Origin of the sequence: Psychrobacter alimentarius (genome assembly GCF_001606025.1) — a bacterium.
Classification (GTDB): Bacteria; Pseudomonadota; Gammaproteobacteria; order Pseudomonadales; family Moraxellaceae; genus Psychrobacter; species Psychrobacter alimentarius.
On sequence record NZ_CP014945.1, the window covers coordinates 3,292,120 to 3,314,257 of the forward strand.

General features: G+C 44.1%; 18 protein-coding genes. 6 read left to right on the forward strand and 12 right to left on the reverse strand.

Annotated elements, in window-relative coordinates:
* Positions 1–276: 276 nt before the first annotated feature.
* The gene (locus A3K91_RS13650; protein ID WP_062845744.1) at positions 277–969 is read left to right on the forward strand and encodes a phosphoglycolate phosphatase; all 693 of its coding nucleotides are present in this window, start codon (positions 277–279) and stop codon (positions 967–969) included.
* A 46-nt stretch (positions 970–1,015) separates the two neighbouring features.
* Here A3K91_RS13650 and A3K91_RS13655 read toward each other — a convergent pair whose 3' ends face one another.
* A complete protein-coding gene (locus A3K91_RS13655; RefSeq protein ID WP_062845745.1) occupies positions 1,016–2,599 on the reverse strand; it encodes a YifB family Mg chelatase-like AAA ATPase in 1,584 nt (527 codons plus the stop codon).
* A gap of 217 nt (positions 2,600–2,816) precedes the next feature.
* Here A3K91_RS13655 and A3K91_RS13660 point away from each other — a divergent pair, with 217 nt between their 5' ends.
* Both A3K91_RS13660 and hemN read left to right on the forward strand, forming a co-directional pair.
* On the forward strand, positions 2,817–5,270 hold the full coding sequence (locus A3K91_RS13660; protein WP_062845746.1) for a penicillin acylase family protein: 2,454 nt from the start codon (positions 2,817–2,819) through the stop codon (positions 5,268–5,270).
* A gap of 419 nt (positions 5,271–5,689) precedes the next feature.
* A complete protein-coding gene (gene hemN, locus A3K91_RS13665; RefSeq protein ID WP_228139959.1) occupies positions 5,690–7,147 on the forward strand; it encodes an oxygen-independent coproporphyrinogen III oxidase in 1,458 nt (485 codons plus the stop codon).
* Positions 7,148–7,370: 223 nt separating this feature from the next.
* Here the strand turns inward: hemN and A3K91_RS13670 are convergent, their stop codons facing one another.
* The 4 genes from A3K91_RS13670 to A3K91_RS13685 form a co-directional block, all read right to left on the reverse strand.
* The gene (locus A3K91_RS13670) at positions 7,371–8,231 is read right to left on the reverse strand and encodes an SPFH domain-containing protein (RefSeq protein WP_062845748.1); all 861 of its coding nucleotides are present in this window, start codon (positions 8,229–8,231) and stop codon (positions 7,371–7,373) included.
* Positions 8,232–8,243: 12 nt separating this feature from the next.
* The gene (locus A3K91_RS13675; RefSeq protein ID WP_208855351.1) at positions 8,244–8,741 is read right to left on the reverse strand and encodes an NfeD family protein; all 498 of its coding nucleotides are present in this window, start codon (positions 8,739–8,741) and stop codon (positions 8,244–8,246) included.
* 189 nt (positions 8,742–8,930) lie between these two features.
* Complete coding sequence (locus A3K91_RS13680) at positions 8,931–9,479, reverse strand: porin family protein (protein ID WP_062845749.1); 549 nt, start codon at positions 9,477–9,479, stop codon at positions 8,931–8,933.
* 204 nt (positions 9,480–9,683) lie between these two features.
* Positions 9,684–10,223, reverse strand: a complete 540-nt coding sequence (locus tag A3K91_RS13685) for a porin family protein (protein WP_062845750.1) — start codon at positions 10,221–10,223, stop codon at positions 9,684–9,686.
* 286 nt (positions 10,224–10,509) lie between these two features.
* Here A3K91_RS13685 and A3K91_RS13690 point away from each other — a divergent pair, with 286 nt between their 5' ends.
* Together A3K91_RS13690 and A3K91_RS13695 are read left to right on the forward strand one after the other, a co-directional pair.
* Positions 10,510–11,742 carry an 8-amino-7-oxononanoate synthase gene (locus A3K91_RS13690; protein ID WP_062845751.1) on the forward strand — a complete coding sequence of 411 codons (1,233 nt, stop codon included), beginning with the start codon at positions 10,510–10,512 and terminating at the stop codon, positions 11,740–11,742.
* A gap of 64 nt (positions 11,743–11,806) precedes the next feature.
* Positions 11,807–12,631: a methyltransferase domain-containing protein gene (locus A3K91_RS13695; protein WP_228139875.1), complete on the forward strand. Its 825-nt coding sequence runs from the start codon at positions 11,807–11,809 to the stop codon at positions 12,629–12,631.
* A 58-nt stretch (positions 12,632–12,689) separates the two neighbouring features.
* Here A3K91_RS13695 and dnaK read toward each other — a convergent pair whose 3' ends face one another.
* Together dnaK and grpE are read right to left on the reverse strand one after the other, a co-directional pair.
* The gene (gene dnaK, locus A3K91_RS13700; RefSeq protein WP_062845753.1) at positions 12,690–14,633 is read right to left on the reverse strand and encodes a molecular chaperone DnaK; all 1,944 of its coding nucleotides are present in this window, start codon (positions 14,631–14,633) and stop codon (positions 12,690–12,692) included.
* A 179-nt stretch (positions 14,634–14,812) separates the two neighbouring features.
* Positions 14,813–15,412, reverse strand: a complete 600-nt coding sequence (gene grpE / locus A3K91_RS13705; RefSeq protein ID WP_062845754.1) for a nucleotide exchange factor GrpE — start codon at positions 15,410–15,412, stop codon at positions 14,813–14,815.
* Positions 15,413–15,866: 454 nt separating this feature from the next.
* Here grpE and A3K91_RS13710 point away from each other — a divergent pair, with 454 nt between their 5' ends.
* A complete protein-coding gene (locus A3K91_RS13710) occupies positions 15,867–17,282 on the forward strand; it encodes an alpha/beta hydrolase (RefSeq protein ID WP_062845755.1) in 1,416 nt (471 codons plus the stop codon).
* 3 nt (positions 17,283–17,285) lie between these two features.
* On the opposite strand, the gene A3K91_RS13715 is transcribed toward A3K91_RS13710, so the two are convergent.
* The 5 genes from A3K91_RS13715 to A3K91_RS13735 all read right to left on the reverse strand — a co-directional run bounded on the left by A3K91_RS13715 (position 17,286) and on the right by A3K91_RS13735 (position 22,136).
* Positions 17,286–18,434, reverse strand: a complete 1,149-nt coding sequence (locus A3K91_RS13715) for a metallophosphoesterase (protein ID WP_062845756.1) — start codon at positions 18,432–18,434, stop codon at positions 17,286–17,288.
* Between the two features lie 196 nt (positions 18,435–18,630).
* Positions 18,631–19,605 (reverse strand): epimerase, encoded by a 975-nt coding sequence (locus A3K91_RS13720; protein WP_062845757.1) that lies wholly within the window; start codon positions 19,603–19,605, stop codon positions 18,631–18,633.
* A gap of 170 nt (positions 19,606–19,775) precedes the next feature.
* Entirely contained in the window at positions 19,776–20,741 is a 966-nt protein-coding gene (locus tag A3K91_RS13725; protein ID WP_062845758.1) for a fatty acid desaturase family protein, read from the reverse strand.
* Positions 20,742–20,854: 113 nt separating this feature from the next.
* A complete protein-coding gene (locus A3K91_RS13730) occupies positions 20,855–21,373 on the reverse strand; it encodes a GbsR/MarR family transcriptional regulator (RefSeq protein WP_062845759.1) in 519 nt (172 codons plus the stop codon).
* A 133-nt stretch (positions 21,374–21,506) separates the two neighbouring features.
* Complete coding sequence (locus tag A3K91_RS13735; RefSeq protein WP_062845760.1) at positions 21,507–22,136, reverse strand: L-threonylcarbamoyladenylate synthase; 630 nt, start codon at positions 22,134–22,136, stop codon at positions 21,507–21,509.
* Positions 22,137–22,138: the final 2 nt, after the last annotated feature.

The following is a 22,138-nucleotide window of genomic DNA, read 5'->3' on the forward strand; positions in this document are numbered from 1 at the left end:
TGGACAGTGGTTGCGCTTGTGAGAGAAACAAAAACGCGAGATATAAGGTTGAATGGCTTAAAAGGACGTCAACACCAATCACTCAAATGAAAACCTTTATAAAGATAGCGAATAAACATGCAACCTATTATTAAATAATCTACAACACTTCGAAAATTAAAAAATTTGATAATAGTCAGCTATAAACAGATGTGGCAACGATTGAACAATTTATTGTGTTACGCTAATGAGCAATCACCATTTTATTTAAAAATCCTTATCCTTGGACAACCAATAATGACAATAGACAATAAAAAACTTTTGATTTTTGACTTTGATGGCACCTTGATCGATAGTGTACCCGATTTGGCCGATGCGACCAACGCGATGTTGACCACACTTGGCAAAGATACCTACCCTATCGACACGATACGCAATTGGATAGGGAACGGCTCGCGTCTACTCGTTGAACGCGCTTTGGTTGGCAAAGTAGACGTGGCAGAAGGCGATCTAACGGTCGAGGAAGCCGATCATGCCGAGCAACTATTTTTTGAGGCGTATACTAAGATTGGTGGTAGCAAAACCATCGCCTATCCTGATGTCGATAGCGGCCTAAAAAAACTGCATGCCGCGGGTTACACGCTTGCTTTGGTAACCAATAAGCCCATTCGTTTTGTCCCAAAAATACTGCAGACCTTTGGCTGGCAAGACCTGTTTAGTGAAGTGATGGGCGGTGATAGTCTGCCTACCAAAAAACCAGATTCAGCGCCTCTATTGCACGTCTGTACTCAACTGGGGATTATTCCTGACCAAGCGATTATGATTGGCGATTCTAAAAACGACATCTTGGCGGGTCAAAACGCCAATATGGACACGCTTGGTCTGTCTTATGGTTATAATTATGGGCAAGATATCCGCGAGTTAAACCCGACCGCAGCGTTTGATCATTTTGCCGATTTGGTTGAGTGGATTATGCAAACTAACGCTTAATTGATAAAAAATCGCACTATAAATACCAGCTCTCAAATGGTGGTTATTATTTACCACGATAGCTGAGTGCTTCTGACACATGCGCGCTGGTAATATCAATACTTGCTGCAAGATCGGCAATCGTCCTTGCCACTCGTAGTACACGATGATAGCCGCGCGCGGACAAGTTTAGGCGCTGCTGTGCGAGTTGTAATAATTGCTGTTCACTCTCTCCTAACTGGATGTATTGATCAATCTCACTAGGGCTAAGCTCATTATTCACTTTCTGCTGCCGCTTCAATTGATACTCATAAGCCGTCGCGACCCGAGCACGCACCTGCTTGGAAGTCTCTCCTGCTTGAGAATTTTGCAAATCTGCAATCGGTAGCGCTGGCACCGTGATATGCAAATCAATGCGGTCCAGTAGCGGACCTGACAACTTATCTTGATAGCGCCTGATCTGTTCTGGCCGACAACGACAGCGCCCTGAGGTATCACCATCGTAACCACACGGGCACGGATTCATCGCCGCTACCAATTGAAAATTGGCTGGAAACGTCATTTGTGAGTTAGCACGACTAATAGTGATTTGCTTGGCTTCTAACGGTTGGCGCAATACTTCTAATACCGTACGATCAAATTCTGGCAATTCATCGAGGAACAAAACGCCTTTGTTGGCGAGTGTAATCTCGCCAGGTTTGGGACGTGAACCACCACCAACCAATGCCACTGCTGATATGGTGTGATGCACTTGTCTAAAAGGTCGCGTGCCATAATCATAATTACTATCGGCAACCGAATATGTGCTGGCAACTTCTAACGCATCCTCAGGACTCAAATCTGGCAAGATGGTCGGTAGTCGTGAAGCCATTAATGTTTTGCCTGAACCGGGCGGCCCCGTGAAGAGTAATGAATGCCCGCCTGCTGCTGCAATCTCTAGCGCACGCCTCGCATGATGCTGTCCTTTCACATCGGCTAAATCTACTTGATAGCCGACTTGCTGCGGCGCGGGACTTGGCTGCACCACCTGCAATTGCTTATCCAAATCGGTAACACCTGACAAAGACCGTAAATGGTCACAAACGTCTTTTAAGCTGGGCGCAGCAAGTATGGTTATGCCGTCGACTCGACTAGCCTCAGCACCATTGTGGCTCGGTACAATGAGGTGCGGGGTCGCTTGCAATGTAGGTAGTGCCGCGCTCAGCGCTTTTTCTTTGTCTTCGACTGCTTGTTGCGACATCTTGAGCGCCAATCCTTCCGCTTTGATCGCACGTGCAACTGCTAGGCTACCCGTCACTTGTCTCAACTCGCCATTGAGTGCCAACTCACCGATAAACTCAAACCCTGATAGCACGTCTGGTGCTAACTGTCCGCTTGCCGCCAATATACCTATCGCAATGGGCAAATCCAAACGAGCACCATCTTTAGGCAAGTCAGCGGGTGCCAGATTGATCGTTAGACGCCGATTGGGAAACTGAAAACCAGAATTAAGAATCGCAGAACGCACGCGATCTTTACTTTCTCGTACCGCCGCTTCAGGCAGGCCAACGATGGTCAGGGCTGGCAAGCCTTGTGATAAATGTACCTCAATGATGACTTTGGGTGCATGCAAACCGACGACTGAACGGGTATAAACTTGAGCAAACGACATGATGGCTTCCTAATGTAGGTAGAGGATGATGATAAAGTATTATGGATTAGTGCGCAAATGTCGTGTCTTAAGGTTCGATTTATTTACTGGCATAGATATCAAAAATTGTTATATGATAAATGGGCAATAAAAGGATTTTATTGATCATATAAAGCTCAATGATGGCTGTTTTTCTGCAGCTTTATACAACCCTACTTAACCATGGATGGATAAGCTTATGAGCATTCAAGTGCTTAATCGGCGCGTGCCTAGACTCGCGTTTATTACAGTGGCGGTCTCAATAGGACTGTCTGGTTGTTTTGGAGATGACGACGATAACAACTCGACTCCTCCTCAACAAACTTACTCAGCAGATATACAGCGGACTGAATTTGGTATACCCCATATTACGGCCAGTGATTACAAAGGACTGGGCTATGGCGTAGGTTATGCCTTTGCCGAAGACAATATCTGTTCGCTCGCACGTGAAATCGTCGTTGCCAAAGGTCAAAGCATGTTGTATCTGGGCGATCAAGGCAACGTGGCAAGCGATGTTTTTTATACTTGGTATAACTCTCCCGAAAGACGTGCGACCTTCTTGGCCGCACAAGACAAACAAGTAGTCGACGCCGTCACAGGTTATGCAGCCGGTTATAGCCGATACCTACGTGACAAAGGGGTTGATAATATTGATCCTGATTGCGCAGGGGCTGACTGGGTACGTGAAATCACCATTGACGACTTACTAGCACTCTATGGCAAAGCCAACCTACGCGGCGGCTTATCTAACTTTGTCGGTCCAATCGTCGCAGCAGCGCCTCCCAATCAAGATGCCGTCATGAGCAGCAGTCGAATGCGTACCGTTGGCCCAGAGCCAGACGTTGAGTTCGATATGTCTACAATTAATGTGATGAATGGCGGTAGTAACGCTTATGCGTTTGGTAGTGAAGTCACAGGCACTGACAGCGGTGTGCTATATGGCAACCCTCATGAACCATGGGAGGGCGTGCAGCGTTTTTATGAGTTTCATTTAACCATGCCAGGCGAGCTTGATGTCATGGGTGTTGCACAACAAGGACAGCCCTTCCCCAATATTGGCTTTAATAAAGACGTGGCATGGAGCCATACTGTTTCTACCGCCAAGCGGTTTACCCTTTACCAGCTTAGTTTGGTCAATGGGAATCCAATGAAATACAATTATAAAAACAGTGAGGGTGTCTTTGAGCAGCGCGATATCGAACAAGTGCCTGTCACCATCCCGCTGCCAAACAATCAGACATTGGTTCGTCCTATCTATCTGTCGCAGTATGGGCCGATGCTTGCCGCCAATTTACTTAATAGCCAACTGCCCACATGGGGCGCCAATAATCTGGCCTTCACCATTCGTGATGCCGCATCTGAAAACCCACGCGCACTCAATCAATGGCGCAGTATGAACCAAGCAAAAAGTGTGGAGGATTTGGTCGATAGAATGCAGGATACGCTTGGCCTTGGGTTTGTCAATACCATTGCTACTGACCGCTATGGCAAAGCCTTGTATGCAGATATCTCAACCGTACCGCACGTCACAAAGCAACAGCTAGAGGCATGCAGCGCCAATGCGGGTCCATTCCTTGGCGCATTGATTGCTTCAGACTTGCCAGCGCTCAATGGTAGTACCGCTGACTGTGAATGGGGCAATGATGCCGACTCACCGCAAGCTGGTATTTTTGGCCGTTCAAACTTGCCTTTCTTGATACGCGATGATTATGTGGCCAACTCAAATGATAGCTACTGGCTAAGCAACCCTAAGCAGCCATTGACTGGCTTCTCACCTTTGTTGCGTCGTCATCTAGTACCTTTCTTAGGGCCAAATCCTGTCAATGGGGTACCTTTATTGATGCGTACTCGCATGGGATTAACTCAGATAGCTGACCGCTTAAGTAATAAAGACAACCTTGGTGGCAATACCTTTAACCTAGATAATATGCAAGACGTCGTCTATGGCAACCGTAGCTATGTCGCCGAGTTGGTGCTCGATGATGTATTGGCAGACTGCCGAGCCAACCCAGCGTTGCCATTGAGCAGTGGTGGTACAATTGACGCCACTCAAGGGTGTTCTGTCCTTGGCAACTGGGACCGCCGTAACAATCTTGATAGTAAAGGCGCTCATGTGTTCAGAGAGTTTTGGCGCAAGGTCAAATTCGATGAAACCACTGACAATGCCTTTAGCGTAAAATTCGACGTTAATGATCCTGTGAATACGCCGCGTGGTCTTATTATTGATGACAATACACGTAAGGCGCTCGGCGATGCGATTGCTTTCTTCAACACTAAAAACATCGCTCTTGATGCGTCTTTGGCAGATTTGCAATACGTCATTGATGCGGGCAATAACAATTCAAAAATTGCGATGCACGGCGGACTTGGACGTGAAGGCGTGTTCAACGTGGCTCAAGGTCCAGGTCTCAATGATGATGGTACTTACAAACCTATCAATACAGGGCCAACCTATATGCAGACCGTGACCTTTGATAGTCAAGGCCCTATTGTAGAAGCCCTACTGGCTTACTCACAATCAGCAGATAGCACGCGACCCTATCATCGCGATCAAACAAAGCGCTACTCAACCAAAGACTGGATTCGCCTGCCTTTTAGCAAGGCTGAAATCAACAATAAAGCCGTTGGTAACCCGCTTCAATTAAGAGAATAGCAGTCGCAAAAATTCAAACGAGAGACAAAAACCTCAGCTCAACGCTGGGGTTTTTTGAATCAAGGAAAACAATATCCTTAATAAAGAAGGACACACGCTGACCACCCCACTGCAAATAAGGATTTGCTATAATGGTTGCTCTGTATGTAGCCATTGATGATATATAGTTAAAGAACAATAAAAGCGCTACGGTACGGCTCATATCAATTTTTGCAGCCTCTATCTTCGCACACGCAGCAAGCAAGAAAATTGATATCAGCCATGCATGATGTATCGATATTACTTTTCACTGACTATATAAGTCACCATCCTAGAGTCAAAACAAGGAATACCGCATGACAGACCACTCAGAACGAAATGACCCGCAACCTTACAATCGTGCGGAAGAGCAACCGTCGACCACGCGCCCAGTTGTGCAAATGGAAAGCCCTTATGCCAGTACACGTGGCAGTATCACAACTAAGCAACTGCCCCCCTTCGATGAAACGATTATCAATAAATACAACCGTTCAGGGCCGCGCTATACGTCTTATCCAACCGCTCTAGAGTTCACCCCTATTCCCGATGGACTTGAGACCAAAATACTTCAAAATCGCGAAACGCGTGCGCCCTTGTCCTTATATTTTCACATTCCGTTTTGTCGTCATCTTTGCTACTACTGCGCCTGCAATAAAATCATCACCAAAAAAAATAGTGACTCAGGTGATTACTTGCAGTATTTGATCGCTGAAATCAAACATAAGCGTCGTTTATTATCTACGTCTGAGGATGGCCGCAAGCCTTTGGTAAAGCAGCTGCATTTGGGCGGTGGTACACCCACGTTTTTACGGGATGAAGAAATAACTCAACTTTGGACATTTTTACAGACCCAGTTTGAATTTTTGCCTGAAGAGGAAGGTGATTACTCCATTGAGATTGACCCGCGTGAGCTGAGTGATGACACGCTAAAGGTACTACGCAATCTTGGTTTTAATCGGATCAGCTTGGGGGTACAAGATTTAGATGAGGCGGTTCAAATTGCGGTCAATCGGGTACATTCTGCGGAATTAATTGAAAATGTTTTAAATGAGGCACGCGAATTGGGTTTTCACTCCATCAATGTCGATCTCATTTATGGTCTGCCGCATCAGACACCAGAAACGCTAGACAGTACAGTGCGCCGCATCATTGAGATGTCACCCGATCGTTTGTCCGTGTTTAATTACGCGCATTTGCCTGAGCGCTTTAAAGCACAGCGCCAAATTAAAGACACAGATTTGTCAGACCCAGCGGCCAAACTTGCGATGCTTGGCAATACCATCAATACCCTGACAGAAGCTGGTTATCAGTACATTGGAATCGACCATTTTGCCAAGCCTGATGATGAGCTGTCAGTGGCTCAGCGCGAAGGCAAGTTACATCGTAATTTTCAGGGTTATACCATCATGGGCGACTGTGACTTACTCGGTTTTGGCGTGTCCTCTATCAGCCAGATTGCCAATGCCAATACTCGCTATATTCTACAAAACGATACCGACTTGGACGCTTATCAGACCAACATTGATGCCGCAAAAAACAACCCTATGGTCATGCCTGCGGTCAAATACATCAAAACCTCAATTAAAGATCGCTTGCGTGAATACGTCATTATGAACTTGCTGTGTCACGACTATATAGACTTCAAAGATGTGAATCAAAAGTTCGGTATCGATGCGATTACCTATTTTATTAATGAGATTCAACAATTGGGTGAGATGCAGTCAGATCGCCTCATTGATATGGATGCCGCAGGTATTCGTGTCTTACCCAGAGGTCGCCTACTTGGTCGCAACGTCGCCATGGTATTTGATGAATATCTTGATAAAACACACAAAAAACGTTTTTCGAAAGTCATTTAGAAAAATGAAGGTTTAAGCTACTATAGCCAATCCATTTTAAAAATGGCTCAGATCTACTGGGATGAATTTTTCGAAGCATCTGTCACGCTTGCGAACAGCCAGCGAGAAGCATTTATACCAGTAGATCGTTACGATCTCACGTACTACTTTTACTTTGGATTGACTATATCAGCCACAAAAAAGACCTCAAGTGAGGTCTTTTTTTAGCATTACTATATCTGATTTATACTTTTAACTTATCGCCGACCATACCTTTTACCGTACTCAAAATATCGGCAGGTAACACCACCATTTTTGCATTGTCAGATTCTGCCAACTCACGAATCGCTTTAATATACTGCTCACCCAATAAGTAGACAATCGGCATCTCTTCGTCACCCATCGCATTGGTAATAAGGCGAATCGACTCTTCAGACCCTTTGGCAAGCACCACTTGCGCTTCTGCATCACGGCGCGAGGCTTCTAGACGGCCGTCCGCTTCTAAGATAGCTGCTTGCTTTTGACCATCGGCACGAGTCACTATCGCACGGCGTTGGCGCTCTGCTGCTGCCTGCTCTTCCATCGCCGTTTGCATAGTATCAGAAGGGTTGATGTCCTGAATTTCTACAGTTTTTAGGGTAATACCCCAATCAGAGATGTCTTCTGAGATGGCATGTTTGAGCTTGGCCTTGATTTCATCTCGGCTAGACAAGGCATTATCTAGATCCATTTCACCGATGATTGAACGTAATGAGGTTTGTACTAAATTACGAATACCGTATTCATAATCTTCAATACCATAGACCGCTTTATCGGGACGGACAATATTAATATAGGCAACCGCATTGGCGATAATCACAACGTTGTCTCGAGTGATCACTTCTTGTGACGGGATATCTAATACGATGTCTTTGGTCGTGACTTTATACGCCACATCATCAACAAAAGGAATAATCAGGTTTAGCCCTGGTTCTAACGTTTGGCTATATTTACCCAAGCGCTGTACCACCCATTTATACCCTTGCGGTACGATTCGAACCCCTTTAAAAATAGTGAACACAACCAGCGCAACCAGTACGATCATGACAATACTAAAGCTTTCCATATCTCACCCCTATTATTGTACGTGCATGTTTTTATTGATGACAGCTTGCGATTTCATACTACTCACAACCAGCTCGTTACCCACAATATCCGTGACCACAACCCGCTCACCAACTGCTATCGTCTCTCCTGTGGTACGGCACATCCATTCCGCCGCGCCGACAATCGGTACGCTAAAACGTACGACACCTGCTCTATCAGGTAGGGGTTGTACGACAATCATACCTGTTTCACCAACGATGACACTGCCACCCAATCCGGCTTTGGTGCGATCTACTGACAACGGCTTCACAAACTTAAACCAAACCACCAAAAAGACAGCAGACAGTACTAACCAAACCATGATTTGAACAGAAATAGAAATAGGGAGTAACCAAGTCAGCGCCGCCACAATAATAGCAGCGGCCCCAAACCAAAGGCTTGCAAACGTTGGCACAAACATCTCAATAATCAGCAATATAAAACCCAGTACCAGCCAATGCCACGGTTCAATCATCCATAGAGTTTCCATAATTGCCACCTTCCCTATCGTTGCCATTCCAGTTTTTAATGTAACACACTTTTGGACTTTATAATTTCTTAACAATCATTAATATACGCTACGCGCACTACGAAAAATTTATTCATAAAAAGGGAATTAACATAAAAAAAAACGACCACCTAAAGTGATCGTTTTTATACTTGATAACTTACTAAAGGTTTAGAATTTGTATTGTGCACCAATAGTCAATAGAGTCACGTCTTCAGCAACATAGTCATATTCTGCTTCAACACTCACATTAGGATTAAAGTTATAACCCAAACCGATACCACCAGCAACACCACTATCACTCTCGCTCGAACTCGCAGAGTATCCTAAAACGTTATCTACAGAAACATCGATCTCAGCTTTAGCAAAACCTAATTTACCTTTAGCGTATAGAGCAGTATTAGGGAACTGATAACGGTAAGTACCGTAAGCACCATAAGTTTTTAGATTATAGTCAGCATTGACACCACTAAGACCTGTATCAACATCAACGTCATTAGAACCTACATATTCAATTTCAGCACCAAAGTTAGAATCGAAGTTATAACCAGCATAAACACCATAAGCAGTAGGATCGTCTAGATCACTATCATCTACCATAAACTTACCAGCTTTGATACCTACGTAAGGCTGATCAGCATAATTTACTGCTGCTTGTGCGCTCATCGTCATTACTGAGCCGGCGATTACTGCAAGTAAAGCTTTTTGTAGACTTTTCATAAACTATTCTCAACCTTGGGTGCAATAAGCAAATAATTTGTTTAATATCAAATACTACTCAACTATTTTTCATTCGTAATTAGTAGTGACGGTATAATACCAAATTATTTCTTAAAGTAAACATGTGTTTTAAAATATTTTTTATACACAAAAAAAACGACCACTTAAAGTGATCGTTTTTATACTTTATGGCTTACTAAATACTTAGAATTTTAGTTGAGCGCCAACCGTCATTAGGTCTGCGTCACTACCTAGCATGTCATACTCAGCTTCAACACTGAAATCAGGATTCACTGAATAACCAAGACCTACACCACCAGCAAGATTGGTATCTTTATCTGACTGTGATACGTTAAGTGGACCAACGTTGTAGTTAGATTCTACTTCAGTTCTGGCAACACCCAATTTACCTTTGGCATATAGGCCTGTGTTTGGGAAAGCATAACGGTAAGTACCGTAAGCGCCGTATGTTTTAGCATCGATGTCGCCGCCTCTGTAGTCAGCGTCGTCTGAACCAACATACTCAGCTTCAATACCGAAGTTAGGATCAAAGTTGTAACCACCATAGATACCATAAGCAGTCGGATCATCGGCGCCATCAACGTCTAGATCGAACTGACCTACTTTTGCACCAACGTATGGTTGACCAGTATAGCCATTGCCATAAGAGACAGCTGCTTGAGCACCCATGCTTAGTAAAGAACCGGCTGCTACTGCAAGTAGTGTTTTTTGTAGAGTTTTCATTGTTAGCTCCTTAGAAAAGTTTTGACAAACAAGTTATCTATTTATATTGGTCTTTTAACCGCATCGCCTTGTTTGCTAACGATGAGTACATAGTAACAAACTATTTCAAACGATCTGTCAGTGTTTGATGGTATGAGAGTTAAGATTTGAAAGTATTTATCAGCGTGTGGGTTACAAAGACTGAGATATGAAACTTTCTGTTACATCTCTTGATTTTGTGCAATACTTCCTACTCGCTATATCATCTATTGCTCTTAGCTCAGAAAATATCAAAGGACACTTCATTATGCTGGCTCCTATACATGACCGCTTAAAAGCTGAACTTGCTCATTTAAAAGAACAGCAGCAGTACCGTCAACTGCCCAATCTTGAACATCAAGGACGTCATGTCATTAGTAATAGTAAAAAGCTCCTCAATATTGCCAGTAACGACTATTTGGGGCTAGGCGGTGACACCGCACTACAGCATGAGTTTTTTGAATACTTACAACAGCTGCCTGCTACTGACTTTCCCAAAATGAGCGCTACTTCGTCACGTCTTTTGACAGGGAATGATGCGCAGCTACAACTATTAGAAGAAGAGCTGGAGCAATGGTATGAAGTGGCAGCAGGTAAAAAAGACAGCGCCAGCAAAAAGGCAGCGTTGGTCATAAACAGTGGTTATCACGCCAATATTGGTATTTTGCCTGCCTTAACAGCACTGCCTGTCAAAACACTCATTCTGGCAGATAAGCTGGTGCACGCCAGTATCATCGATGGTATTCGCTTGAGTCAAAACAAAGCGTGTACCTATCGGCGCTATCGTCACAATGACTATGAGCATTTGGCAATGCTACTGGCACAAGCTGAAGATACCGTAGAGCGTATTATTATCATCACCGAAAGCATTTTTAGTATGGATGGTGACCGCGCAGATTTGCCAGCCTTAGTACGGTTAAAAGCCCAAGATGCTCGCATTGAGCTCTATGTAGATGAAGCGCACGCTGTCGGTGTGCTGGGCAAGCAAGGATGCGGGCTCGCAGAAGAAACGCAAACGCTTGCTGATATTGACTATGTGGTGGGTACATTTGGTAAAGCCTTTGCTTCGATTGGCGCTTATATCTTATGCGATGACACTGTGAAGTCATGGTTGGTCAATCACATGCGCCCGCTTATCTTTAGTACAGCGTTACCACCGATAAATCATGCATGGACCCGTTTTATTTTGACAAAAATGCCAGAACTGCAAGCAAGCAGACAACATCTGGCTCAGATATCTGTCCAGCTTGGCCAAACCATTAGCTCCTCACATCAAGCCTCATCAGCGCCGCAAGACGTGTCTTATCAATCCCCTATTGTGCCTTATATCTTGGGCGATAATGCCAAAACCATCACTAAAGCAGCGCAGTTACAGGCAGCTGGGTTTTATGCTCTACCCATCAGACCGCCTACCGTTCCTGCCAATACCGCGCGCATTCGCTTGGTGATGAATGCCAAAATTACCACAGAAGACTGTGCGCGTTTGATTGAATACTTATAATTACTATGAACCTATCACTGATATGGCTCATGTAACCCCTTATACCATTTCGGATTGAATGAACATGATGGAACCCCCTACTTCTTGGTCTGATTTGAGCGCCCGAAAGCAGACTATCGCTCGTCATTTTGCACAAGCCAATACCTACGATCAGCATGCTTATATTCAACAGCATATTTGCCAAGACCTACTGGCTCGTATCGCGCATCGGTCTCAAGACAGTGTGCTTGAGGTAGGCGCAGGTACAGGACAAATGACTCAGTTATTAGCGACAGCGTTACAAAGTAAACGTTGGATCATTAACGAGCTGTGCGCAAAGCAAACTGCCCATTTGCATTCCATATTGCCCACAGCTCAGCTGCGTATTGGTGATGCTGAAACCATGGATTTGGATGCAAACCATAGCTTAATTATCAGTGCCAATGCCATACAGTGGTTTGATGATCCTCTGCGTTTTATATCGCAATCTTCTATGCGGCTAAAAACAGGCGGCCAGCTATTACTGAGTACCTTTACCGCCAATAATTTTTTGCAGATTAAATCCCTTACTGGTCAAGGACTGCATTATCCAAATATCACAGCGTGGCAAGCCGCATTGCATGACCATGGATTCGATCAGATTCAGCTATCGACGCAGCGCTTTGATATACCGTTTGCCAAGCCCTATGAGGTGCTCAAGCATATGAAAGTGACTGGTGTATCAACCAATCAAACGCAATTACTGAGAGCAGGAGAAGAATCAGAAGCAACGCCTTTTACATGGACGAAAGCACGTTTGCAGCAGTTTGAGCGTGAATACTGGCAGAAGTTTTCGGGGCAAGATGACCACGGGCAGCCTTGCGTCTATCTGACCTATGAGGCATTGATAATCAATGCCTATCAGCCATAAAAAAACGCACCTCGAAAGGTGCGTTCTTTATATTGATACTAGCTGGCTTTAAGAAATATTATTTCTTATCGTCATTTACTTCAGTGAACTCAGCATCAACGACGTCATCGTCAGCTTGGTTGCTTTCTGCTGCATTATCCGCACCTTGTTGGAACTGGCTTGGATCCATACCTTCTGCGCCTGCACCACTATCAGCATAAATCTTTTGGCTGATTGGTAAGAAAGCATTGTCTAATGCTTCAAGCTTGGCTTTGATGTCATCATGATCATCTTCTTTAGCCGCTGTTTCAAGTTCAGTGATCGCAGTATCGACGGTTGATTTTTCTTCGTCAGTCACTTTGTCGCCTGCTTCTTTCAACGCTTTTTGTACCGCATGGATACGACCATCTGCTTCGTTACGCACTTGCGCAAGATTCGCAAATTTTTCATCTTCAGCTGCGTTGGCCTCAGCGTCACGAACCATTTGTTCGACTTCTTCATCTGACAAACCAGAGTCTGCTTTGATCTGGATGCTTTGCGCTTTACCAGTACCTTTGTCTTTCGCTGAGATGTTCATGATGCCATCAGCGTTGATGTCAAAAGTAACTTCGATCTGCGGTAGACCACGTGGTGCTGGTGGAATGTCCGTCAAATCAAAACGACCAAGCTGTTTGTTTTGGTTAGCGATTTTACGCTCACCTTGATACACCTGAATCGTTACCGCTGGCTGGTTGTCTTCTGCTGTTGAGAATACCTGTGATTTCTTAGTCGGAATCATGGTGTTTTTCTCAATGATTGGTGTCATTACACCACCCATTGTTTCAATACCAAGCGTCAATGGCGTCACATCAAGTAGCAATACGTCAGTTTTGTCACCAGACAGTACCGCGCCTTGAATCGCTGCACCAGCTGCCACTGCTTCGTCAGGGTTCACGTCTTTGCGTGGCTCTTGACCGAAGAACTCTTGTACGTTTTGCTGTACAAGCGGCATACGAGTTTGACCACCAACTAAGATGACGTCATCGATATCGCCGATTTTTAGACCAGCATCTTCAAGGGCAATTTTACAAGGACCCATGGTGCGCTGTACCAATGCTTCAGTTAAGCTTTCTAGTTTTGAGCGGCTGATTGTTACCACCAAGTGCTTAGGACCACTGCTGTCAGCAGTAATGTAAGGTAAGTTTACTTCCGTGCTTTGCGCGCTTGATAGCTCAATTTTTGCTTTTTCTGCGGCTTCTTTTAGACGCTGCATTGCCAAAGAGTCACCTTTTAGGTTGACGTCTTGGTCTTTTTTGAACTCATCAACTAGATAATCAATCAATGCTGAGTCAAAATCTTCACCACCAAGGAATGTGTCACCGTTGGTTGCAAGTACTTCAAACTGCTGCTCGCCATCTACGTCAGCGATTTCAATGATTGAGATATCAAAAGTACCACCGCCCAAGTCATAAACAGCAACGGTGCTATCACCTTGCTTTTTATCCATACCGTAAGCAAGTGCTGCGGCAGTTGGCTCGTTGATGATACGTTTTACATCAAGACCCGCGATTTTACCCGCATCTTTAGTAGCTTGACGCTGTGAATCGTTGAAATAAGCAGGTACTGTTACGACCGCTTCAGTTACGGTTTCACCAAGATAATCTTCTGCTGTTTTTTTCATTTTTTTCAAGATTTCAGCAGAAACCTGTGGTGGTGCTAATTTTTTGCCGTTGATTTCAACCCATGCATCACCGTTATCTGCTTTGGCGATTTTGTAAGGCACCATGCCGATGTCTTTTTGCACGACTTTGTCATCAAAACGACGACCGATCAAACGCTTAATCGCAAACAATGTGTTGTTTGGGTTGGTGACCGCTTGACGCTTGGCTGATTGTCCAACCAAAGTTTCATCATTTTTATATGCGACTATCGATGGGGTGGTGCGAGTGCCTTCAGCGTTTTCGATGACTTTAACTTTGTCACCTTCCATCACTGCCACACATGAGTTAGTTGTACCTAAATCAATACCAATTACTTTACCCATAATCAATTACTCCTAATTGTTTTAAATATAAATGGTGTTAAATGCTGACCGCTATCGGTCACTTGTTGCTTTATATCGGTTTGTCTGTTGCTTTTTTCAAGTCAACAATCTAGCAAAATTGGTCTTTCCTGTGATTTTTTGTGATAAACCCTAATATAAGTAGGGTTTATCACAAAATCTTATTGTCCGACACGTACCATTGCTGGGCGCAAGAGACGACCGTTCAAGCTGTAGCCTTTTTGCAATACAGTCCCGACGGTGTCTGCTTCGGCGTCGGCATCAATACCCACCGCTTCATGCAAGTCCGCGTTGAATTTTTCGCCTTGTGGATCCACGGCTTCTACACCGTTTTTGTTGAGGACGGCGACAAGCGCTTTATGCGTTAGTTGAACACCTTCAGCCACTGGATCGTTGGCATCTGCATTTTCCATCGCACGCTCTAAGTTATCGACGATTTCTAATAATTCTTTCGCGAATTTTTGTAGCGCAAATTTTTTGCTTTTATCGGCTTCTTGTTCCATACGCTTTTGCGCATTATAAGCCTCGGCATTGGCGCGAGCAGTGCCTTCTTTGGCCTGCTTTACTTCGCCTTCTAATTCAGCAATGCGAGCTTTGAATGTGTCTAGATCGATCTCACTGTGGACAGTCAGATCTTCATCTGAGTTATTTCTTGGATCAAACTCTTTCATGGTCTCTTCTAAAATACTATCACTGTGCTCAATATTATCATGCGCCACATTTTGCTCTGGGGATTCGTGGTTGGTCTTTTGCTCGCTCATGATGACTCCTTAGAATGTTAATAATGACGATTGGTATTAGGCACAGTCAATTGGCTAATCGCTAGCTCTTCTGCACCTTTATTGTATGCTTAACGGTTGTTACTCATTGTTTTTATGAATGCGCTTTACTAGCTGCTTGATAAAGGTCATGGCTATAAATTTCAAGCCTAAAACGAAGGAATTTTTCTCATTTGCAACAAATACTGTTTAAACAAGGCGCAAAATGGGTGCTGAACCTTATGTTGTCTCATTAAGAACTGTGGGTACAGACGACTAATCCACTTATAAAGGTAGCCTTTATTCCCAATCGTTTACTATTCAGTCCTAAGTTATTACCAAAAAACACGCAGTGTTGAAATGGCTTCCTCTATCATTATGATAAATAGTGTGATTTACACTAAAGTAACCGCTGTGATAAGACAGCAGGTACTGACCATCATTTATGAGAAGTATTATGTTCAAATCAAAAGAATCGTCAGTCAACAGTCTATTGAATAAGGCATTGACCACGCTAAAACTTGCGACGAGCGCTCAAATGGAGAGCGATCTAGAAAACACTCGTATTTATGCAAAGCCCCTGACTATTAAAGAAAAAATATTGAGATACAAACCACTAACCAGTTGCCAGACTCATACATTGCATCATGCTATGAAAGGGTTAGGCTATCTGCCTGCGCCCGTACTTGAAAATTTAACGAGCTATCTAGGAGGGCCTACAGCAGAGCAATATCCGCATGCCAATGCTCATCTTCGTCTGATTCTCGCTGTCAATCGCAAGCTTAAAACCCCACTTGATCTCATGCCGATGCAGGAACTACGTGAAAAATTTGCGACCGATGCTGTCGCTATGCAAGCGCCAAAAGTATGGAAACAAGCCAGCGATACCATGCTAAGCAATATCAAGCGCAACAACATTAAGCCTTTCACTAAAAAAGGGCAAACGCTGGTTCGATGGGAAGATAAGGTTATTGCTGATGCGGACGAAGGCGATATGACGATTCGTTGCTATCAAGCGAGCAAGCGCTCTAGTAGAATTGGTCTAAAAAAACGTCATATTACCAATCCTGATGAAACCGTCATGTTATTTTTGCATGGCGGTGGTTTTTGTATTGGTGATATCGATACCCATCATGAGTTTTGCCATACCGTTTGTGAGCGTACTGGATGGTCAATCGTCAGCGTGGATTATCGCTTAGCACCTGAGAACCCTACTCCAGCGGCGCTCAGAGATTGTATTACTGCCTACGCTTGGCTCGCTGAGAATTGCCATACGTTAAATGCTTTACCATCACGGATTGTCTTAGCAGGTGATAGTGCGGGTGGTGGATTGGCTACCTTAATGGCACAGCAGCTGACCGCGCCATTACAAAACGCTTGGCTAGACTTAGGTATCGACGGTCAAAAGATGTTTGAGTTATTAAAGCGTTTGCCCAAGCCACTGGCACAAATGCCTATATACCCTGTCACCGATATTGAGACTGATTATCCAAGTTGGGAGTTGTATGGTGATGGCTTATTATTGGATCATGCCGATGTGGCAGTATTTGGTGAGGCTTGTTTTAAGAACAGTCCATTGCCTCGTATCCATGTTCTCAACTCTCCTATGCTTGGTGACAACAGCAAAGTATGCCCCACGTATGTCATCGTTGCCGAATTGGATGTGTTGCGCGACGAAGCCATTGCTTATGCCGAGCAAATAAACCGTTATGGTATCCTCGTTAAAACACATACTGTCCTTGGGGCACCGCATGGTTTTATTCATCTCATGAGCATTCATCATGGTTTGGGGCAAGAAACAAACGATATCATCGATGGCTTTGTACACTTCGTACACGATCTTTTGAGTACGAATGTCCAGTTAGCCGCGTAGTAATCAATCAATTTTTTGATTATCTTTATTGCCAACCAAGCTGATGAGCCAAATCTCAGAACGTGAACCCAAGCGAAAAGGAATACCCCAGAAGCCGTAACCAGAGGACACCACGAAATGACCTTTGCCAATGGCTTCATACCCGTAACCCAAACGATTGATGGCACTGACGATAAAGTTGGCAGGAAAGATTTGTCCATTATGAGTATGTCCAGATACTTGCAAATCAATTGGCAACTGACTGTGCGCCTGAATATCGCTTGGTCGATGATCAAGCAATACAATCGGTTGTTCGGTATCTACGTGCGCCAGTAATGCAGTCGTCGCCACGCGCTGATGTTTATGATTGTCAAAACGACCAACTAGCCAAATCGGGGTGCCTTCGTGCTCTATGCTCACGACATCATCATTTAGTAACTTGACCCCTGCATTTTTTAATGCCTCGCTGATTGGCTGCTCATGACCATACAAATCATGATTGCCTAGCGTGGCATAAACTCCATATGGCAAACTATCACAGAGCATTTTTAAATTAACGGCCATCTTATGGTCAACAAACGCGTCTGTGTTGTCGTCCATGATGTCACCAGGCATCAGCAGTATATCGGCGTTATTCTGCATAAGAAGATGTTGTAGCCTATCTATCGCCCCACTACCAAACAGCTTTCCTAAGTGTAAATCACTGGCTACCGCAATCCTCAAGGTTTTGGGCAGCACTTTATCTATAGTGATCGTCACTTTACGTACAACAGGAACGTAAGCACTGTATAACGCATAAGCAAACAATCCTAAAAATATAGCTAAAGCCAACGCTCGTAAGTCTTCATCGATTACAGCAGATACATTTATCCCATCTCCCATAAATGAGGCTATGAGCCAATATCCACCGTATAATATGCTCGTCAGCAAAGCCGTCAATAGCACAAAATGCATGACCAACATCCAGCCGCTTATCCAGCGATAGCTATTGGCAAAAACTCTTTTGACACTTAATAGTAGCAAGCCATTCGTAATAACAAATATAACGATCCACACGATGGTTGGTAAGTTTCCTATCTCCCAAGGCTGTAGCCACCATTGCAAGCTTAAAGCCGTACCAAGGCTAAACAGCTGCAATAGCGCAAAAATGGTGATAAAAAAAACATAGCGCATGGACGATCCTTGAGGGTTGTTTTTAAAGCAACTTTACTAAAATGAACCTTGATAATGTTAGAAGCAAATTTTGGAGCAAACAGAAAAACCTCTACTAAAATACATAGAAATAGTAGAGGCTTACGAAGTCACTATTAGGTTTCACATGAAACAATTTATCATGATGTTAAAAAAACGTTTCACGTGAAATAAAAAATCATACTTTTTGTTCTTCCAATGCTTGACGAAGGGTTGGCTGCTTGAATTCATATCCTGCATCAAGTAACGCTTGTGGCAATACTTTTTGTCCATCAATAAGCAGTGTCGACATCTCCCCAAACATCAGCTTGAGTAACGCCTCTGGCAAAGTGAAAAAGGTAGGACGATGTAAGTGAGAACCCAGCGTTTTGGTAAACGTATGATTGGTCACTGGATTGGGGGCCGTCAGGTTATAGATCGTCACTGGTGTGTTATTGTCAATTTCTAGCGCATTGTCATCATTCGATACACTTTGTTGATTATTGGTCTGGTTGGCAAGATGTTGCTCTATAATAAATATCGCCGCCCCTACCCAATCTTCACGGCTTATCCAGCTCATGACTTGTTTACCATTCGCCAGTTGTCCGCCAACACCCATTTTAAAGGGGGCCAAAAGCTTACCAAGCATACCGCCGTCGGGATGTATAACCACACCTGTACGAACAATAGCGACTGGCACCCCATAGGTAGTCGCTCTCACTGCCAGTTTTTCCCACTCATCACACAGTTTGTGAGCAAAGTCTGTCTCAAACCCACTACTTTCAGTTAAAGGTTTATCTCCTTGAGTACCATACCAGCCAATCGCTGAACCACTGATCAATAATTTGGGTTTGTGCCCAGTGCTGGCAATGTAAGCAAGTAGAGATTCAGTAGGTTTGATTCGACTGGCAAGCAGCGCTTCTTTACGGTCATCGCTCCAGCGTTTATCTGCAATACCTGCGCCCGCCAAATTTAATATGACATCGAAAGTCTTGTCGGACGTTGCAAGCTTATCGTAAGTCATCAGATCAATATTATCAGGATGCGCTTGTCTGCTGTCACGCGTCAGCCAAGTGATCTGTAAATCTTTATTCATGCCCTGATAACGTTGCGTGATCTCTTTACTAAACGCACTTCCTAAAAATCCTGAGCCACCGCTGATTAAAATATTCATCGTCATATCCTTACGTTGTGTTTTTCATTATTCTAAAGAAGATAACTCTTGGTAATTATCGTGTTCTTTTTCGCCCCTCTTGTCAAAATGGCTTTTACATGACTTTGGTAAGGTAATGTTCTTACAAGACTAAAGACAAGGTTTGTATTCAAATAATTCACTAAATTCATTTACGCAAAATGTCTGCGGATAGGACACTCATTTTCATCCTTACTGTTGCGTCTCACCTTCTTCATGTTTTTCCATCGATTGTCTATAACTCTCATAATTGCCACTTGATTGGGTAATACATGCAGCTTGGTCAAATGCGGCGCAGCTCTATCCAAACGCTTTGCCAGTTCTGGTAAGTGGTTGGAAGGCACGGCAGGAAATAGATGATGCTCTACGTGGTACAGCAGATTGAAAGTCAGTAAATTGACCACTGGGTTGCGCTCTGTACGGGCGATCGCTTCATCACAATCATGATGCACGCCCCACACAGCGATAATACCGACACTAGCGTTTGCCAACATCATGATGAATAGGTGATACATCGATACTTGTGCTGACAGGGTGATAGCAGAGACATTGAAAAGCGTTAAGCCCATCAAAGTTAAGGTAACCATAATGACCAAAGCAATCAGACCAAACTCCAACCAAATGATACGCTGATTACGCTGGCTGCTTAGACGTAACCCTTGGCGATAAATATCCAGTCGATAGGTCACCCCACCTAACATCGCTTGCCACCATGAAAGCTTTGCCAGACTGCCTTCCATATCACTATCGCCTAGCGGGTCGCGATGATGTTCCATATGAGTGGCGCGAATGCTATGCAAACTCGTCAAGAGCAATACGCTTAATAGCAATAATAGCGCAGTGGTCACACGCTTACCTGTGCCTAAACTATGATGGTAGCCGTCATGAGCTTGACGGAAGGCGGCCGCAAAAAATAGATAAGAGGCACCGCACGCCATTACATACCATGATTGACTGGCAAACCACCATGACAGCAACAAAAACGGATAAGGTAAAATGGTGTTGTAGACAATTTGGCACCGAGTGAGCTGGCGCAAGTCTTGCCATTCTACTGAGCCAAGCGACTGCTTGATCACTGATTGTCTAGCCTCATGTTTATATACATTATTCGCTTTCATTGTCCCCACCCATTGTTTGTGGTTAATAAAAGAGTTAACAGGTATTTTCATTTATTTCTGTCGAAACAGAAATAAATACCTAAATTTTTTATTTTTAAGCGTGCGTATTCTTGCTAGCGTAAAACCTTTTTAATACTGGCACCCAGTTTTAATATTTTTTTGAGCGCGCTGGTCGGTAGTTTAAGCATCTCAGACGACCACGTCGTCACGGTCTCAACGAATTCTTGCGTTTCACGAATGCGGATTTTTACTTCGCTATTCTCATGTTCAAACTCGGGACTGTCCATCAACTCTTGTAAGAATTGTACAGTAGGATCCAGTTCTCGCTTTTGGCGCTCAATCACGATAATACGTGCTAGCTCCCAAACATCAGTGTTGGTACTAAAATGATCACGACGATCACCCAATATTGAGACTTTTTGCACCAAGCCCCAATGCTGCAACTCTTTAATGCTATTTGAGACATTGGAGCGTGCAACCCCAAGCGTTTCGGTAATCTCTTCCGCATTTAACGGCTTACCAATGATATATAACAAGGCGTGAATCTGCGACATGGTACGGTTGACGCCCCATTGCGAGCCCATCTCACCCCAGTGCAAAATAAATTTTTCAGTAACGGGGTTTAGTTTCATGATGGATACTCATTTTATTATGGATACAGTATTGATCGACTGCTTAAGCTGTTCATAGAACCATCTTGCGCCATTCTTTTATTTCTGTCAAGACTGAAATAAATAAAAAGACTTCCAAATACTCATAGTATTTTTAGCGCAAAATTGATCCAGTCATTGCATCCCGTATTTGGCTTGGGAGCGTATAGCCCAAGGTATCGGCTTGCAAATAGCTAATTTGTTCGCCAAAATAATGATGAGCTTCAGTAAACGTAGTGGCGGGCGGTTGTCCAGATGGATTACAACTGGTAGAAACCACTAATCCAAATGGATTGTGCGGACTGACTAGCTGCTGACAAAGCCCGCGGATAATTGGATGTGCAATGACTCTAACTGCCACTGTCGGATGCTGACCTGTTATCCATGCAGGAATACGGTTAGCCAATGCCTGCGGAATTGGGAGTAACCAAGTATGCGCCTGCTGATATTGTAAGTCGGTATGCTCGCTGTCCGTTTGCCAGCTCTCTAAAATTGGAGCGCGCTGCATCTCATTTAATGACGCTAATAAAGGCGCTAAACGCTCTACGTTGTCAGTGATGACAATCATACCTTTGGCTTGGGGGCGATTTTTGATTGCTAAAATTTGCTGAACTGCTGCTTCATTATAAGGATCACAACCTATCCCCCACACGCTCTCAGTGGGGTATGCAAGCAGTTGCCCAGCCTTTAGACAGTCAGCCGCTTGAATGACAGAAGAGGTCGTTATGGAAGTAATTTGGTTCATGG

Bases quoted from the DNA above. Each gene is read 5' to 3' on its own strand.
- A3K91_RS13710 (WP_062845755.1), top strand. From the start codon at position 15,867: ATGTTCAAATCAAAAGAATCGTCAGTCAACAGTCTATTGAATAAGGCA.
- A3K91_RS13650 (WP_062845744.1), top strand. From the start codon at position 277: ATGACAATAGACAATAAAAAACTTTTGATTTTTGACTTTGATGGCACC.
- A3K91_RS13695 (WP_228139875.1), top strand. From the start codon at position 11,807: ATGATGGAACCCCCTACTTCTTGGTCTGATTTGAGCGCCCGAAAGCAG.
- grpE (WP_062845754.1), bottom strand. From the start codon at position 15,412: ATGAGCGAGCAAAAGACCAACCACGAATCCCCAGAGCAAAATGTGGCG.
- A3K91_RS13655 (WP_062845745.1), bottom strand. From the start codon at position 2,599: ATGTCGTTTGCTCAAGTTTATACCCGTTCAGTCGTCGGTTTGCATGCA.
- A3K91_RS13715 (WP_062845756.1), bottom strand. From the start codon at position 18,434: ATGCGCTATGTTTTTTTTATCACCATTTTTGCGCTATTGCAGCTGTTT.
- A3K91_RS13720 (WP_062845757.1), bottom strand. From the start codon at position 19,605: ATGAATATTTTAATCAGCGGTGGCTCAGGATTTTTAGGAAGTGCGTTT.
- A3K91_RS13690 (WP_062845751.1), top strand. From the start codon at position 10,510: ATGCTGGCTCCTATACATGACCGCTTAAAAGCTGAACTTGCTCATTTA.
- hemN (WP_228139959.1), top strand. From the start codon at position 5,690: ATGGAAAGCCCTTATGCCAGTACACGTGGCAGTATCACAACTAAGCAA.
- A3K91_RS13680 (WP_062845749.1), bottom strand. From the start codon at position 9,479: ATGAAAAGTCTACAAAAAGCTTTACTTGCAGTAATCGCCGGCTCAGTA.
- A3K91_RS13725 (WP_062845758.1), bottom strand. From the start codon at position 20,741: ATGAAAGCGAATAATGTATATAAACATGAGGCTAGACAATCAGTGATC.
- A3K91_RS13675 (WP_208855351.1), bottom strand. From the start codon at position 8,741: ATGGAAACTCTATGGATGATTGAACCGTGGCATTGGCTGGTACTGGGT.
- A3K91_RS13685 (WP_062845750.1), bottom strand. From the start codon at position 10,223: ATGAAAACTCTACAAAAAACACTACTTGCAGTAGCAGCCGGTTCTTTA.
- A3K91_RS13660 (WP_062845746.1), top strand. From the start codon at position 2,817: ATGAGCATTCAAGTGCTTAATCGGCGCGTGCCTAGACTCGCGTTTATT.
- A3K91_RS13730 (WP_062845759.1), bottom strand. From the start codon at position 21,373: ATGAAACTAAACCCCGTTACTGAAAAATTTATTTTGCACTGGGGTGAG.
- A3K91_RS13670 (WP_062845748.1), bottom strand. From the start codon at position 8,231: ATGGAAAGCTTTAGTATTGTCATGATCGTACTGGTTGCGCTGGTTGTG.
- dnaK (WP_062845753.1), bottom strand. From the start codon at position 14,633: ATGGGTAAAGTAATTGGTATTGATTTAGGTACAACTAACTCATGTGTG.
- A3K91_RS13735 (WP_062845760.1), bottom strand. From the start codon at position 22,136: ATGAACCAAATTACTTCCATAACGACCTCTTCTGTCATTCAAGCGGCT.